Annotated in this window: 13 protein-coding genes and 2 tRNA genes; 9 read left to right on the top strand and 6 right to left on the bottom strand. The window is 29.6% G+C overall.

Annotated elements, in window-relative coordinates:
• The first annotated feature begins 128 nt into the window (after nucleotides 1-128).
• From A8C32_RS16495 to A8C32_RS16485, 3 genes are all read left to right on the top strand, one after another.
• On the top strand, nucleotides 129-1562 hold the full coding sequence (locus A8C32_RS16495; RefSeq protein ID WP_069831497.1) for a sulfatase family protein: 1434 nt from the start codon (nucleotides 129-131) through the stop codon (nucleotides 1560-1562).
• 8 nt (nucleotides 1563-1570) lie between these two features.
• Nucleotides 1571-3865, top strand: coding sequence for an alpha-amylase family protein (locus A8C32_RS16490; protein WP_069831496.1), 2295 nt, complete (start codon nucleotides 1571-1573; stop codon nucleotides 3863-3865).
• A gap of 445 nt (nucleotides 3866-4310) precedes the next feature.
• Complete coding sequence (locus A8C32_RS16485) at nucleotides 4311-4922, top strand: hypothetical protein (protein ID WP_069831495.1); 612 nt, start codon at nucleotides 4311-4313, stop codon at nucleotides 4920-4922.
• Between the two features lie 370 nt (nucleotides 4923-5292).
• On the opposite strand, the gene A8C32_RS16480 is transcribed toward A8C32_RS16485, so the two are convergent.
• The 3 genes from A8C32_RS16480 to A8C32_RS16470 all read right to left on the bottom strand — a co-directional run bounded on the left by A8C32_RS16480 (nucleotide 5293) and on the right by A8C32_RS16470 (nucleotide 7947).
• A tRNA-Lys gene (locus A8C32_RS16480) sits at nucleotides 5293-5365 on the bottom strand.
• A 319-nt stretch (nucleotides 5366-5684) separates the two neighbouring features.
• Nucleotides 5685-7553, bottom strand: a complete 1869-nt coding sequence (locus A8C32_RS20055) for an eCIS core domain-containing protein (RefSeq protein WP_083253398.1) — start codon at nucleotides 7551-7553, stop codon at nucleotides 5685-5687.
• 321 nt (nucleotides 7554-7874) lie between these two features.
• Nucleotides 7875-7947, bottom strand: a tRNA-Lys gene (locus A8C32_RS16470).
• A 145-nt stretch (nucleotides 7948-8092) separates the two neighbouring features.
• Here A8C32_RS16470 and A8C32_RS16465 point away from each other — a divergent pair.
• Nucleotides 8093-8614, top strand: a complete 522-nt coding sequence (locus A8C32_RS16465) for a shikimate kinase (protein WP_069831494.1) — start codon at nucleotides 8093-8095, stop codon at nucleotides 8612-8614.
• On the opposite strand, the gene A8C32_RS16460 is transcribed toward A8C32_RS16465, so the two are convergent.
• Both A8C32_RS16460 and A8C32_RS16455 read right to left on the bottom strand, forming a co-directional pair.
• On the bottom strand, nucleotides 8606-9109 hold the full coding sequence (locus A8C32_RS16460) for a phosphoribosyltransferase domain-containing protein (RefSeq protein ID WP_069831493.1): 504 nt from the start codon (nucleotides 9107-9109) through the stop codon (nucleotides 8606-8608). The genes A8C32_RS16465 and A8C32_RS16460 overlap by 9 nt on opposite strands.
• A 108-nt stretch (nucleotides 9110-9217) precedes the next feature.
• A complete protein-coding gene (locus A8C32_RS16455) occupies nucleotides 9218-9601 on the bottom strand; it encodes an RNA-binding S4 domain-containing protein (RefSeq protein WP_069831492.1) in 384 nt (127 codons plus the stop codon).
• Nucleotides 9602-9864: 263 nt separating this feature from the next.
• On the opposite strand from A8C32_RS16455, the gene A8C32_RS16450 reads away from it, so the two are divergent.
• Entirely contained in the window at nucleotides 9865-10887 is a 1023-nt protein-coding gene (locus A8C32_RS16450) for an FKBP-type peptidyl-prolyl cis-trans isomerase (protein WP_069831491.1), read from the top strand.
• Nucleotides 10888-10964: 77 nt separating this feature from the next.
• On the opposite strand, the gene A8C32_RS16445 is transcribed toward A8C32_RS16450, so the two are convergent.
• Complete coding sequence (locus A8C32_RS16445) at nucleotides 10965-11603, bottom strand: outer membrane beta-barrel protein (RefSeq protein WP_083253397.1); 639 nt, start codon at nucleotides 11601-11603, stop codon at nucleotides 10965-10967.
• Nucleotides 11604-11867: 264 nt separating this feature from the next.
• Here A8C32_RS16445 and tgt point away from each other — a divergent pair, with 264 nt between their 5' ends.
• The 4 genes from tgt to A8C32_RS16425 all read left to right on the top strand — a co-directional run bounded on the left by tgt (nucleotide 11868) and on the right by A8C32_RS16425 (nucleotide 16339).
• Nucleotides 11868-12998, top strand: coding sequence for a tRNA guanosine(34) transglycosylase Tgt (gene tgt / locus A8C32_RS16440; RefSeq protein ID WP_069831490.1), 1131 nt, complete (start codon nucleotides 11868-11870; stop codon nucleotides 12996-12998).
• 288 nt (nucleotides 12999-13286) lie between these two features.
• Nucleotides 13287-14369, top strand: coding sequence for an LptF/LptG family permease (locus tag A8C32_RS16435; protein WP_083253396.1), 1083 nt, complete (start codon nucleotides 13287-13289; stop codon nucleotides 14367-14369).
• A complete protein-coding gene (locus A8C32_RS16430; protein ID WP_069831488.1) occupies nucleotides 14356-15246 on the top strand; it encodes a DMT family transporter in 891 nt (296 codons plus the stop codon). Before A8C32_RS16435 ends, A8C32_RS16430 begins: the two co-directional genes overlap by 14 nt.
• 139 nt (nucleotides 15247-15385) lie before the next feature.
• Complete coding sequence (locus A8C32_RS16425; RefSeq protein ID WP_069831487.1) at nucleotides 15386-16339, top strand: acetyl-CoA carboxylase carboxyltransferase subunit alpha; 954 nt, start codon at nucleotides 15386-15388, stop codon at nucleotides 16337-16339.
• The last annotated feature ends 115 nt before the right edge of the window (nucleotides 16340-16454 follow it).

Here is a 16454-nt window from a genome sequence, read left to right as displayed (position 1 = left end):
AAAGTATTACTTTATAATTTTAATATTGCATTAAACTTTAAGAGATTCTGTTAGTCATAGCAATACTAGCTATCATAGGAATTCTTGTGAAAACTGGTATAACACATGTTTTAATTAAAAAATAAAAAATGAAGTTAATACACTTAGCAACATGTTTAATAACATTATCAAGTTTAGCCCAAACCAAACCAAATTTAATAATAGTACATACCGATGAGCATAATTTTAGAACATTAAGTTGTTATCAAAAATTATTACCAGAAGAGCAAGCTTTTGTTTGGGGAAAAGGGAATAATACAACGACACCCTATATTGATAAATTAGCAAACGAAGGCGCTATTTGTACAAGCTACTATGCTTCATCTCCTGTATGTACACCATCACGCGCTTCTTTAGTAACAGGACTATACCCTCAAGCTACAGGAGCTCCAAAAAACGGACTTCACCTAAATAAGGATGTTGTTACTTTTGCTAAAATTTTAAAGAACCAAGGTTATGCAACTTCTTATGTTGGTAAATGGCATTTAGCAGGACACTCAAAATATAAGTTTAATGTACAGGATAATGCTGGATTTACAGATAATAAATATATGATGACAGGTGGACATGCGCCTTATTTTCATATTACCTCAAACGGAATACAAGGTATTGGCGATAAACAAGCAGCAAGACTACCCGAAAATGAAATTACGCATCTAACAGATTATTTTACAGATAAGTCTCTTGAAATTCTTGAACGTGATAAAAACAAGCCATTTTGTTTAATGCTTTCTATACCAGACCCGCATACTCCAGACCATGCACGTCCACCTTATAATACAATGTATAATCATATGGATGTACAAGCACCAAAAACAATGGCAGATGAATTTACAGCTATAAAACCTAAATGGGCAAAAGGTAAAAAAGAAGATAAAAATGAAGGAAAAGAGTTTGATAAGGTAGCTTTACAGCAATATTTTGGAATGGTAAAGCATGTAGATGATAGTGTAGGACGTATTCTTAAATTTTTAGAAGAAAATAATTTATCAGACAACACTATCGTTGTTTTTACATCAGATCACGGTGATATGTTTTTTGAGCACAACAGAAGAAATAAAGGTGTACCCTATGAAGCTTCAGCAAGAATTCCTTTTGTAATTCGTTATCCTAAAAAAATAAAAGCAGGTAAAGTAATAAACACAGCATATACAAATGTAGATTTTACCCCTACAATTTTAGGTTTAATGGGCGTAGAGACTAATACTAAGTTTCATGGTTTAGACACGTCAAAAGATTTTATAAATAAGAAAAAAGAAATAACTTCAGATAGAATAACATATTACGCTAAGTCTGGAGGTTGGTGGGTTACTGCTGTAAATGATCGCTATAAATTGGTTATCGATAAAAGAGAGAAACCTTATTTATTTGACTTAGAAAAAGATCCAGACGAATTAATCAATTTCTATAACCATAAAGCTTATGCATCCATTGTAAAAACACTGCAAATAGAGCTCTTTAAACAATTAGAAAAATATAAAGAACCAGGGCTTAAAAGTAATAAACCATATATAACAGAATAATATATTTAATGAGAACACGTAAATCAATTATATCAAAATTTTTAGGTTTCCTTTTGGTTTGGCTATTATCAATTTCTGTATATGCGCAGACTTTAGAAAAACAAGCACAACAAAAAATTAAAAAACTTGAAACGCTAATTAAAACCGCAGAAAAAAAAGGAATTGATGTTTTAAAAGAAAAAACAACTGTAAGGACTGCCGAAATATTTTTAAAATATGCTAATTGGGATGAAAAACATGTAGAGGAAAACACTAAAACCTTTAAAATGATCCATGCATATAAAAAAGAAGGTCAAAAAAAAGCAGAAGAATTAGCTGATTTTGAAAGAAAAGATGTGATTGTAATGCTGGATGATGCTACTGCTTTTTTGGAATTATTAATAGCTAAAAAAGCATTTAGAAAACCAAGCCCTAAAGTAGACTGGACTAAAGTAACGTTAGAAGGCGATCAATTAACCTTTAAAAATCGTCCTGTTTTTTTAGCAGACTATACATGGAAACCGGGAACAAAAGAACTTAATGAGTATCATGGTAATTTAGATGGATTTTTTGTAACTCCATCGTATGTAGTTAAAGAAGACGGAACAATTAATTCTAGAATACTAAAAAAAATAGAAGATAAATCGAACCCATCTATAGGATTTGTTTTTTTAAATCATAAAACAATACCAAAATGGGCGAGATCCAAATATGGAAAAGAATTTAGCATGCGTGAAGATACTTATACAGTTTACGATATAGATCATCCAGGAGCTAGAGAAATACAAAAGAAATTATTAGGAGGGTTAGTTCCAAAAATGGCAGGAGAAAAATATACCCAACTGGGGTATATGTTGTGTAATGAACCACATTTTTTTACCTATACAGATTTAAAAAAGAAAAAATTACCATGGGCATCTGGTCCAGCATCTCAATATACTATTGAGAAATTTAAAACTTGGCTAAAACTTAAACACAGTAGAATATCTGAATTAAATAGACTATGGAAAACCAGCTTTAATAGTTTTGATGAGGTTTCTGTAAGTATGCCTATAGATATTAGTTTAAAAGGATCTCCAAAATGGTATGACTGGTCTGCATTCAATATGGATAGAGTAACAGAATGGTATACTTTTTTAAAGGATGAAGTGACTAAACATGATTCAGAAGCTAAAGTGCATTTAAAAATCATGCCCAATTTATGGACGGAAAATAAAAGAGTTCACGGTATAGATTTAGAAGCTTTAACAGATTTAAGTGGTATTATAGGTAATGATTCTGGAGCAACCCATAAGCTTATTTGGGGAAAAGCACATGAATGGCAAAAGTATTACGCTTTTGAATGGAGAGAGTTATGTATGGGGTATGATTTTATGAAATCTGTGAGTCCTAATAAGATTAATTTTAATTCAGAATTACATTACTTATCAACTGTAAGATCTAGAGATTTATATTTAGACCCAAACTATGCAAGAGCAACATTTTGGTTAGCACATAGTTATGGTATGACAGCTAGTCAAATATGGTTTTGGCCAAGAAAATCGAATGGTGCAGCTACAGGTAGAGGAGGGAAAGGCTATGCAGGATCTAATAATCAGCAACCTAGAGTAACTAATGAAGTTGCCACAACGCTTATAGATTTAAATGCGTATTCAGAAGAGATTATGTCTATGCAAAGACAGCGAAAACCGTTACGTCTTTTTTATTCTAAAACATCTGCAATAAATAAGAAGACACATATGGATGATCTTTTTAAACTTTATGAAGCGTTAAATTTTGAAGGAACGTCTTTAGGTTTTGTAACAAAAGATATTTTAAGAAAACAAGATAACGAAAATTGGAATGTGGTTTTAATTTATGATACACCGTTTGTTACGAAAGCAGAATTAGAATCTATTCAAGCATATATAAATAAAGGAGGAATTGTAATTATAGATGATAAGAGCTTAGTGAAAAATGAATATGGAGATGAATTACCGAGTTTAAAAGGAGATCATGACACTTTAATAAAACTAAATTCAGTTTTAGAAATAAAAACAAAGGCTTTAACTATTTTAAAAGATAAAAATTTAATGCCAGAAGTAACGGTTTCTGAGGTAAACTCAATAGGAACCAAAGGGTGCATTTGGAGAGCTGTTAAAAACGAGGTTGGTAATAAGGTTTTGTCTATAGTTAATGTAGGGAAATCTAATGCGACTTTAACAATTGCATTAAATGGAAGTGGAGGAATTATTTGTAAAGACCTGTTAAAAGGGATTCCTGTAAGCGTTAACCCAACTTTAGAGCCAAATGAGTTGTATTTTGTTGAGATTATAAAAAAATAGCTTATTCTTTTAGAATCAAATATGAGTCCGAAAATTATTAGCCCTGAAACAGTATAAGTTTCAGGGGTTTTTTATGGTATTACTTTTCTTCCTTTTTATTCAATATATAAGTGCAGCTTTTAAAATGATGAAAACTATTTTTGATTTGTTTCTTTTTGTGATGTTTTTGCTAAACTTGAATAATACTTTTTAATTTAAAATTTTAGAAACTTAGACGTATTAATAAATAATTAAAAATGTATAATTATACTTTGGAATGCAAGATTTATAAAAATGAATTTGTAGTTTTTTCTTAATAAATATGCTTAATTACCTCCTTGTTATTCTATATTGATTTAACATTAAGATAACAGATAAAATAGCATATAAATATATTAATATCAATGTTTTAATGATTTGAGTCCTGTTATATATTTGTAGTGTTAAACGTTATAAAAACCAAATCATGAAAAACGTATTTAAACACACAAAAAAAGGAATCTTAATGGTAATAATGTTTACTACCATGTTAAGTTTCGCTAAAGAAGTTCCATTCTATACAATTAAGAATGATTCTGAAAGAACTTCTATTACTTTAACAAATGCAAAGCTAGGAAACCTAATATCTATTAAAGATAATCACGGTATCATATTATATAAAGAAGCTGTAAAACAAGTTGGTGTTTACACTAATGGATTTGATTTAACATCACTTCCAGATGGTTCTTATATATTCGAACTTGATAAAGACTTAGAAATTAATACTGTACCATTTATTGTTAGTTCTGGTAATGTTATGTTTGATAAGAGTTTAGAAAAAACAATCTTTAAGCCTCTTATAAAAGTTAAAGATGATTTAGTTTTTGTTATTAAACTAGCATTAAACAAAGAACCTTTAAGTGTTGATATTTATCTTGAAAACTCTGCTTTTTTAACAAATTATGAGCTAATTCATTCAGATGAAATTAAAGATACTAAGCACATTCAAAAAACCTATAAATTATTAGGCATAGAAAAGAACACATATAAAGTTGTCGTTAAAACTGAAGATCGAGAATTTTCAAAGATTATTAATTAAAATTTAATTAATTGGTTGAAAGAGGCTGTCTGAGAAGACAGTCTTTTTTTTTTGAAAAATATGAAGCTGAGTTAGATTTTAATGAGTTAAAAGAATATTGTTTTAAAGCGTATAATAAAGCTTATTAATAATGAATTCCATTATTATAGTTATAAGAGTTTAAAAAAGGAGGAATGCTTCCACTATATTATTTTAAGCAGCGAGGATTTTAACTTCTTCTAAATTCCTTCCTCTATAGATTAACCAGAACAGAATATTTCATAAACAAAACAATTGGTATTGATCTAATAATGCTTGATTCGAACTTGAGGTATTGAAAAGAAAATTAAATAAAAAAAGTCTGAAAATATATTATTTTCAGACTTTTTAGTGACCGGGCTGGGGCTCGAACCCAGGACCCTCTCCTTAAAAGGGAGATGCTCTACCAACTGAGCTACCAGGTCATTATTTCAATAACTAACATATGTTGCTGTTAGCGGGTGCAAATATAACATGTTTTATTAATTAAACAATAAAAAAAACACTCAAGTTTAAGTTAAATGAATTGTGGTTTTTTATCCTGCTGATTTTCTATGTTTTAGGCTAATTATTTTTTTAAAAATTAGTTTTAATTCATAAAGTAGTTGATTAATGATAATTCTTTTACTTTTTAGGTTGGTTGATGATACCGATTGCTAGAAAACAACACAAATTATAAAAGAGCTAAGATGTTTAGTGTATTTTATAAATATTAACTAGAAGTAATTATTTATATTATTAAGGTTATGTGTTTTTCTTCTTCCAAAGATCATCTTTTTTACTTAGTTTCCATAGTTCTTGAGCGTCATTACTATTTTCTACAACTACATTGTCATCTTCCATATAAACAATTTTCCATTCGCTTTTATCGGAATTTTTTATAACTAAAGTTCCAATTCCAACACCACCTACACCTTTTTCAATATGGGTTTTTTCTATATTTTTAACAACTCGTTTTTCAGATTGGTCAGGAAGAAGTTGCTCATCAGTATCTAAATCATCTTCACTATAATCGCTTGGGGATACATTGGTATCGTTTTGTGGATATTCATCTAAAGGATACCATTTACGGCCGGTACTATTAAATTTAAAGCCTACGATCCAATTAAGCGGTATTGGGGTTAGAAAGTGTATTTCGTCTAGATCTTTTTCTAATAGTGCAATATATCTAGCTTGACTCAAATTAGGGTTATCCATTATTAATAAAGAATCAGAAGAACTATACCCTTTAACTTTTACATTTCCTCCTACCATTTCTTCGGTAGGGATTACATGTCGCATAGAAGAAGGCATTCTTACTTTGTAAACCCAGCGTTGTGAAGCAAACCCTTGTGCATCAGGATAAAATCCTAAAGAGCTTAAACGAGGTCTGGGTACAGAAGGTTGTTTGCTAATCCAAGCTCGGCTTACACCGTTTGGAGTAATATCAGAGGTTACACCATACATTTCTCTAACGAGTCGTTTAGATTCTCCGCCAGTCATAGGGTCAAAGGCATTAAAGCCGTTAGCTTCTTTAATTTGTTTAGGAGTTCTAGTTTCTGCTCTATAACCAATAGCTTGAATTCCTTCAGCCTCTTCAAAGCGTATTTTCCTGTGTTCTCCTCCTTTATCCTTTTGGTATGTTGTTAAATCTATAGGGCTTTCATGTGTACCTAATTTACCAGATCTACCTGTGAACCTTTTAGATTCTAATCCCATAAGGTCTTTGTCACTATCGTCATTCCAATCTAGGTCTTCTTCTTTTATTTTTTTTCGGCGTGCATCTTCATCATTAATTATTTTTGTTAATATGCCTTCTGGTTCTAAGTCTTCATCTTGATAGTAAATTACATTGGATTCAAGAATATTTTTTGCTAAAGCTAAAGGTACCCATTTTTTCAAAGTACGCTGGAGATATGATTGTAACTGTCCAACAGCTTCAACAACAGGAGTAGGATCCTCTTCACTTTTTACAAATTTACCTTGCACAGGGGAGTGGTGAGATGAAATTAAGGATTTCATTTTAAGGTTAGAGCTTGTGTTTGTTGTTTGCATTTGTAAAGCTTTTTCTCCCATTATATCGGCTTCTTTTTCTAAACCAGCATCATCATTCACGTTCACTTTGCTTTTCATTTGCGTGGTGGGTTGTACACGTCCTTGTTTTTGTTGTACCACATGCCAAGCTTCGTGGGCTAAATGCTTTTCTTGACCAGATCCTAAGTGAATATCTGTTCCTTGAGCATAGGCATGAGCTTTTAATTGAGTAGGCTTATCGGAGTTGTAATGTACCTTTACATCATCCATAGTATAGCCAGAAAGGTTTTCTATGTTAGATTTAAGTGTATCGGGTAAGCCTGTATTGTTGCTCTTTTTTTGAATGGTATGTTTTTGTGTACGCTCCTGTGCTTGTAATAAACGTTGTGTTTGAGGTGCGTTGCTTGTCATTTCTTGTGTAGCCTTTAGTTGCTTTACTTTTGAGCTATTGTCTGCCGTCTCCTGAAGTTTTTGCATTTGTATAGCTTTTGGTAGATTGTTGGTAAACTGAAAAGAAGATTGGTTATTATTTTTTTGAGAACTACTAGTAGTAGTGGATTTACTTTTTTCTTCTTCTATTCTGTTAACTCGGTTACTCATATTTAAGGTTTTAAATGACATTTCAAATTTATAAAACGTAATCCATTTCCTTGTTATTTCAGGTGATAAATTTTACTTACATATTGTTTTTATATTAATTACCTACATATTATGATTGATTTTCTTTTAATATTTAAAATCAAGTTAAATAAGAAGGTGGAGAGATTGAATAGATGAAATGAAGTCAGAGATACTCTTAGATAATTTAAAATATTAAGAATAAAGTTTTATTGTGTAATTAAGAGAGGCAAGATTTGTGTGAGGGCTAAAAGTATTTTAAATTAAAAAGTCTGAAAATATATTATTTTCAGACTTTTTTAGTGACCGGGCTGGGGCTCGAACCCAGGACCCTCTCCTTAAAAGGGAGATGCTCTACCAACTGAGCTACCAGGTCATTAATTTCAATAACTAACATATGTTGCTGTTAGCGGGTGCAAATATAAAATGTTTTATTAATTAAACAATGTTTTTTTTAAAGATTTTTTTGTTTTTTTGCATCACTAAAACGTATATTTTTAATAATCAATATATAACGCAAAATGAAAATTATTTTAATTGGATATATGGCTTCAGGAAAGTCGACTTTGGGAAAGAAATTAGCTAAAAAAGCGAATTATGATTTCCTCGATTTAGATGATTTTATTGAAAAGAAAGAAAATGCATCTGTTAGTGAGGTTTTTAAAACAAAAGGAGAGATCTATTTTAGAAAGCAAGAAGCGTTTTATTTAAAAGAATTATTAAAAGGAGATAATAATATAATATTATCAGTTGGAGGAGGTACGCCTTGTTATGGTGATAATATGGATTTGATATTAAATGCGAATAACGTCAAGAGTATATATTTAAAAGCTTCAATACCTACACTGGTAAGTAAACTTATAAAGAAGAAAAGTAAACGTCCTTTAATTGCTCATATAGAATCTGAAGAAGAATTAACAGAGTTTATAGGTAAACACTTGTTTGAGCGTGTACAGTTTTATAATAACGCAGAAATTAAGATAACTACAGATGGTAAAACTAAAAAGGATATCGTAAAAGAAATCTTTTCTTTGTTATTCTAAAACGGCTTCAAATGTTTTTCCCTCTAAAATAACATTAATATGTTCATGTAAAGACGTAGATAGAGAAATGCCTTTAAAATCTGCTTTAACAGGGTATTTTTTATGGTTTCTATTTACTAATACGGCAGTTTTAAATTGTTTTAGGGGGACATTTAAAAAATGTTTGACACCGTAAATTAATGTCGTTCCAGAATTTAAAACATCATCAACAAGGACAATTGATTTGTTTTTATAGTCATTAGAAGACATAGAGGTTTTAATCTCTAACCAAGGGCTCTTTTTATCAATACTAACTTTACAGAGTATAGGACTAATATCTGATATTTTTTGAAGTACAGTTTTTAATTTTTTAGCAAATATATAACCGTTTTTATCTATACCCGCTAAAATAACTTCCTTTTCATTTACATTGCTTTCATATATTTGAAATGCAATTCGTCTTATTTTATGATTAATCTCGTTATGATTAAGTATTACATTATTCTCAACAGTCATAATAGTTATTTGTAAAATTAAAGTATAAAATTACTCATTTTTATCTGGGGATCTTATTTTTTTTTCAAAAGTCAGATTTAACACCCGTAAAAATTATTTTCAATAGGATTAAATTTCCGTTATGGATGCTTCATCTGTAAAATCATCGATATCCCTTCTATCTTTTTTAGTAGGTCTACCAACACCTTTTTTTCTATAATAATCTTTAGAATATTTTAAAAGTTCTCTGGCTTCAAACTGTTCTTTAGGAGTAATATCCGTTCTATAAATATCGACTAATTTTGCACCAATTCTGCTTTCAGGAATATCATTAACTTTAAGTTTGTAATTGATTTGATCCTTTCTTAATTCAATAATATCTAAAGGATAAACCACTCTACTAGGTTTTACAACATCATTGTTTACACGTACATGTCCTTTTTTACAAGCAGTAGTAGCTAATGTTCTTGTTTTGTAATATCTAATACTCCATAAATACTTGTCTACTCGCATACAATTTTTGTAAAATGAAAATAACTGAAAAAATAAAATTTAACTAAAAACATAATGGACGAGGATTACACCTGGGAATTAAAAAACAATAAAAATAAACAGATGAAAACTACGTTAATGTTTTGTGCAAGATTATATTAAAATTGTATCTTGCGACCTCAAAAATAAGGAATATTGAAGATTCTTATGCATAAATACGATCATAAAATACTATGGAATGTGTTTATGAATCTCTTATAACTTCAAAAATAAACATTTGCAAAATGAAATTAAAGAAAGTAAGTATATCTATACTATGTTTAACAGTTGGTTTTTTATCTTGTAAAAAAGATGATGATGGAATACAAGCTCCGCAGAATATAAATATATCAGAACAACAAATAAAAGATAATGATTCAATTGTAAATTATTTAGAAACACATTATTATAATTCTAGTACAATAGAGAGTGATCCAAAAATTAAAAATTTGGTAATTACTAAAATTGAAAAGGGAGCTCCAGTACCTACAGGTAATACATTGCTAAACGATAAAGTAGAATCTAAAACGTTAACTATAGGAGATGTTACTTTTGAATACTATATTTTAAAACTAAATCAAGGAGGAGGTGTTAATTCTCCAGCTTTTTCAGATAATGTTTTAATAGCATATGAAGGTATTGAGTTAGATGAAGATATTTTTGATAGTGCATTACACCCAAACCCAAGCATTATAGATTTAACAAATACAATAAGAGGGTGGAAATTAGTGATTCCAGAGTTTAATGCAGCTGCAGATCAAGTTGATCAAGGAGATGGAACTACAGTTTATAATAATGCAGGAGTAGGTATGATGTTTTTGCCTACTGGTTTAGCTTATTTGTTTAATCCAGAAAATCGTCTTCAACTTTCACCTTTAATTTTCAAATTTGAACTATTAAAATGTTTTGAAAATGATCATGATAATGATGGGATTCCTTCTTATTTAGAAGATATAACAGAAGATGGTTTATTTACAGTAACAACTGAAGCATCTGGTGTTAAAGATGATGATACAGATGGAAATAATATACCTAATTATGTCGATAATGATGACGATGGAGATGGAATTTTAACTAAAGATGAAATCACTATAACAGTAACAGAAAAAAAAGCTACTGTTGAAGAGCTTAAAATGATGACTTTAGAATCGAATCAAGTGCTTTTAAATAAAATAAATGAGGAGGAAGATGGTACTTTTACAGGAACTATTATAACATTTACAGATACAGATGCAGATGGAAAAGCAGATTATTTAGATGCGGAATAACTATATTTAGATAATATACTTAAAACAAAAAACCTCGCATTAGCGAGGTTTTTTGTTTTTTAATAACCAGAGGAGTATTAAAGTACTACTGATAAACTCAAGATTAATTGATTAGGTCGAGTATCTATTTTGCTTTGAGTATTAATAATATTGTTATTTATAAAAGTAGCTTCATTATCACCGAAGCCTCTTTCGTATCTCAAGTCAATACCAACTTTTTTTAAGTTAAAACCAATACCAAAATTTAACCCTACAGAAAAATCATTTTCGATATTATTAATAGAAATAGCACCAAACTTAGAATCTAAAATATATTGAAATGAAGGACCTCCAAATACACTAAGAGGACCTATTACTTTGGTGCCAACCAATATAGGAGCATCAATTTTATGCATTTTAAAACTATTATCTCTATAATCACTTTTTGTTCTGGTGTAAACAAGTTCAGGTTTAAGGTATAAATTACCTCCAATTTTTGCAAATACACCTAAATGATATCCAATATTTCTATCTGGATTTTGAGAATTACTATTAATAGATTCAAAATAATCACCATTGGAGTTGTAATTCAAACCTGCTTTAATACCAATACCTTTTTCAGTTTGTGCTATTGACAAGGCAGGTATAAGGGTAGCAATTAATAAAATAAAAAAAAGATTTTTATTCACTAGACCTTCAAATTTAAAGTCTTTGTGAATGTTTTTGAAGCTTGTCATAATGTTTGTTTTTTTGATTCATGATATAATATCAAAAACGTTGCCAAAAGAATATTATTTTCTTTTATTACAATCATTATCTTTTCTCAGTTATTTATCTTTGCCAACTTAATAGCTTATTTTATAAATTAAGGTATCTCTAAATGTTTAGATATTAAAAGAGATGTTTAATATGTAAAATGAAAGGTTCACAAAGTTAAAACATAAAATTATTTAAATGTGAGCAATTGTATCTAATTCTATTAAAGAGCAACAAAACAACAGATGAAATTTGAATTAAAAGCAAAAGATGCTCAGAGTAAGGCTAGAGCAGGCAAAATAACAACAGATCATGGTGTAATAGAAACACCTATTTTTATGCCTGTTGGTACAGTTGCTACAGTAAAAGGTGTGCATCAACGTGAGTTAAAAGATGATATAAATCCAGATATTATTTTAGGTAATACATATCACTTATATTTACGTCCGCAAACTAAAATTATAGAAAAAGCAGGTGGACTTCATAAATTCATGAATTGGGATAGAAACATCTTAACAGATTCAGGAGGATATCAAGTATATTCACTTTCTGCTAATAGAAAAATAAAAGAAGAAGGCGTAAAATTTAAATCACATATAGATGGTAGTTATCATACATTTACACCAGAAAATGTGATGGAAATTCAACGTAGTATTGGAGCAGATATTATCATGGCTTTCGATGAGTGTACGCCGTACCCTTGTGATTATAATTATGCGAAACGTTCAATGCATATGACGCATCGTTGGTTAGATAGATGTATTAATCATTTAGAAAAAACACCTCTTAAATACGACTATAATCAAGCTTTTTTTCCTATAGTTCAAGGAAGTACATATAAAGATTTACGTAAACAATCTGCGGAGTATATTGCAAATTCAGGAGCAGTTGGTAATGCCATTGGAGGACTATCTGTAGGTGAACCAGCAGATGAAATGTATGCAATGACAGATGTTGTTTGCTCAATTTTACCAGAAGATAAGCCCCGTTATTTAATGGGAGTGGGAACACCAATCAATATTTTAGAAAATATTGCGTTAGGAGTAGATATGTTTGATTGTGTAATGCCAACACGTAATGCAAGAAATGGGATGTTATTTACAGCACATGGTACAATAAACATTAAAAATTTGAAGTGGGCCGAAGATTTTTCACCAATAGACGAAATGGGTATAACCTTTGTAGATACAGAATATAGTAAAGCGTACCTAAGACATTTGTTTACGGTTAATGAATTGTTAGGCAAGCAAATAGCAACCATACATAATCTTGGTTTTTATTTATGGTTGGTTAGAGAAGCAAGAAAACATATATTAGCAGGAGATTTTAGATCTTGGAAAGATAAAATGGTAAAACAAATGGATAATCGTCTTTAAAATATATGAACTCATCTTGACTTTTTGTTTTTAACCGAAAAATGAGTTGAAATTTGTTCAGATAGAGCACATATTAAAGACATAGCATTGATACATTAAAAAAAAGAATGAAATATGAGCGAATTTCAGACATTTTTCAGGAAATAGAAAAGTCAAGATAAGTTCTATAAGAAAGAAGATAAATAGAGAATAATAAAACTTAAGTTTTCGATAGAAAATTTTGATTTTAAGCTAGTCATAATTTAGTCTACTTTTCTTATATCTAAGTAAAAAAAATATTAAATAAAATTGAAAATACTCGACTGGTATATATTAAAGCGTTATCTATTTACATTTTTTATGATGTTATTACTGTTTATTCCGATAGGGATAACTGTACATCTTGCAGAAAAAATCGGAAAAATTCTTGATAACGAAGTCCCTTTAGGAGAAGTATTACTTTATTTTCTAGATTTTACAATCTATTTTGCGCACTTACTTTTTCCGTTATTTTTATTTTTATCAGTCATTTGGTTTACATCTAAACTAGCAAATAATACAGAAATTGTAGCCTTCTTAAGTTCTGGAGTCTCATTTTCTCGTTTTTTAAGACCCTACATGATTGGAGCTTCTATAGTAGCATTATTATCAATTGTTTTAGGTTTATTTTTAGCTCCTAAAGCAAGTGAAGGTTTTAACGATTTTAGCTATAAATATCTAAAAAGAGGAAGGAAAGCTGTTGATAACGAAAATGTGTTCAGACAAATTAATGATAACGATATTATTTACGTTAGTAATTTTGATGTTAAAAATAAAAAAGGAAGTAATTTTACATTAGAGCATTTTGAAAATGACAAACTTGTACATAGAATAACAGCAGATAATATTAAGTATATTGAAAAAGATTCAACATCTACTTATGAGTTGACTAACTATGTTAAGCGTAAGGTATTGGATCATGAAGATGAATTAGAAATTCTTAAAAAGAAAGACACCCTTTTTTCTTTTCAAGTAGATGACTTAATACCTGTTATATATGCTGCGGAAACTAAAATGTATGGTGATTTAAAACGTTTTATAGCTAAAGAAGAAGCTAGAGGTTCTTCAAACGTGGGACGTTTTAAATTGGTTTTATATAGAAAATGGAGTTTACCAGTGTCTGTTTTTATATTAACTATTATAGCAGTAGCTGTTTCGTCAATAAAAAGACGTGGAGGTATGGGAGTTAACTTAGCTGTTGGAATATGTATAGCAATGGTTTTTGTGTTTTTTGATAAAATTTTTGGTGTTATGGCAGAACAATCAGATTTCCCACCATTAGTAGCAGTGTGGTTTCCTAATATTATTTTTGGTGTTTTAGCAGTTTATTTATTACAAAATGCCAAACGCTAAACTTAAAAATTATTTACACCTTCATTTTTTAGTTTTTATAGCTGGTTTTACAGCTATATTAGGAGAGTTAATAACCATAAAAGCCATTTCATTAGTTTGGTTTAGAATGGCAATAGCCTTAATCTTAATTTTCTTTTACGTTAAAATAGCGAAGGTTAAATTAATAGTAAATTTAAAATCTATTTTCAAACTTTCAATAGCTGGTATTATTATAGCATTGCATTGGATTACTTTTTTTGGAGCTATAGATGAGTCTAATATATCTATTACATTAGCTATGTTTTCTACAGGAGCTTTTTTTGCTTCTTTAATAGAACCTATAATTTATAAGAGAACCATAATATGGTACGAAATTCTTTTTGGAATAATAGTGATTATAGGTATTTTTATAATTACGAAAAGTGAAATTAAATACCTAACAGGTATTCTTTTAGGTATCTCATCAGCGTTTTTTTCTTCATTATTTGCAGTATTGAATGGAAGCTTTTTAAAAAAGCACACAGCAACCGTTATTTCATTTTATGAATTTTTGAGTGGTGTTTTATTTATCTCTCTATATATAATGTGTTTTGATAGCGGTTTTTCAGAAGACTTTTTTAGTTTGAATCAGTCAGATTATATATATCTTTTCATACTAGCTTCTATCTGTACAGCATATGCTTTCATTGCCTCTACATATGTAATGAAGCTTATTAGCCCATATACAGTTGTGCTAACCTATAATTTAGAACCTATTTATGGTATCATTATGGCTATAATATTATTTCCTGAGAAAGAAATAATGAGTACCTCTTTTTATTATGGAGCTATAGTTATTATAGGAGTCGTAATGTTAAACGCAATATTTAAGAATACTAGAAAGTTAAAAAGAAAGTAATCATAGACCTTACTTGAATTCTATTTGTAATTTTAAAATTAGAATGGATTTTCTAACCCAGAATTTGGGTTTAACAAAATTAAAGTTTTTATATTTGTAGCTTAACCAAAATGTAATCGGTATTAAATAAAAAATTCTTATGGAATATTTAGAATTTGAACTCCCTATAAAAGAATTAGAAGATCAACTCCAAAAATGTAAAGTTATTGGTGAAGAAAGTGAAGTTGATGTTACTGAAACTTGTTCTCAAATAGAAAAGAAGCTTAAAGAAGCTCAAAAAGATATTTATAAAAATTTGTCGCCATGGCAACGTGTACAATTATCACGTCACCCCAATAGACCTTATACTCTAGATCACATTAATGCGATTTGTGGAGAAAGCTTTTTGGAATTACATGGAGATCGTAATGTCAAAGATGATAAAGCGATGATTGGTGGTTTAGGTAAAATAGGAGATCAAAGCTTCATGTTTATCGGGCAACAAAAAGGCTATAACACTAAAACAAGGCAATATCGAAATTTTGGAATGGCAAATCCAGAAGGATATCGAAAAGCATTACGCTTAATGAAATCTGCTGAAAAGTTTGGATTACCTGTAGTAACCTTAATTGATACACCTGGTGCATACCCTGGACTAGAAGCAGAAGAACGTGGACAAGGAGAAGCCATTGCTAGAAATATTTTAGAAATGACTCGTTTAAAAGTACCAATAATTACCATTGTAATTGGTGAAGGAGCATCAGGAGGTGCTTTAGGTATTGGAGTAGGCGATAAAGTTATGATGCTAGAAAATTCATGGTATTCAGTGATATCACCAGAAAACTGTTCGTCTATTTTATGGAGAAGTTGGGAGCATAAAGAAAAAGCTGCAGAAGCGCTTAAACTTACAGCAAGTGATGCCAAAAAAATTAAAGTAGTAGATGAAATTATAAAAGAACCGCTAGGAGGGGCACATAGAGATCGTGAAAAAACATTTTTAGCCGTTAGAGATGCTATTGTTAAATCTTATGATGTTCTTAAAAACTTATCACCAAAAGATTTAGTATCCCAACGTATGGAAAAATATGAAAAAATGGGAGTCTTTAAAGACTAAAGCTAAATAAACCGCATAATAAAAAATCTGAAACCTTAAATTTTCAGATTTTTTTATTCTTATTCACAATATTTATAAGTTATTAACAGTTAAATTGTTAATGATTGGTTAACAA

It is taken from the genome of Flavivirga aquatica (assembly GCF_001747085.1).
Lineage (GTDB): Bacteria > Bacteroidota > Bacteroidia > Flavobacteriales > Flavobacteriaceae > Algibacter_C > Algibacter_C aquatica.
The sequence above is the reverse complement of the archived record's forward strand: the minus strand, read 5'-3'. Positions and strand labels throughout refer to the sequence as shown.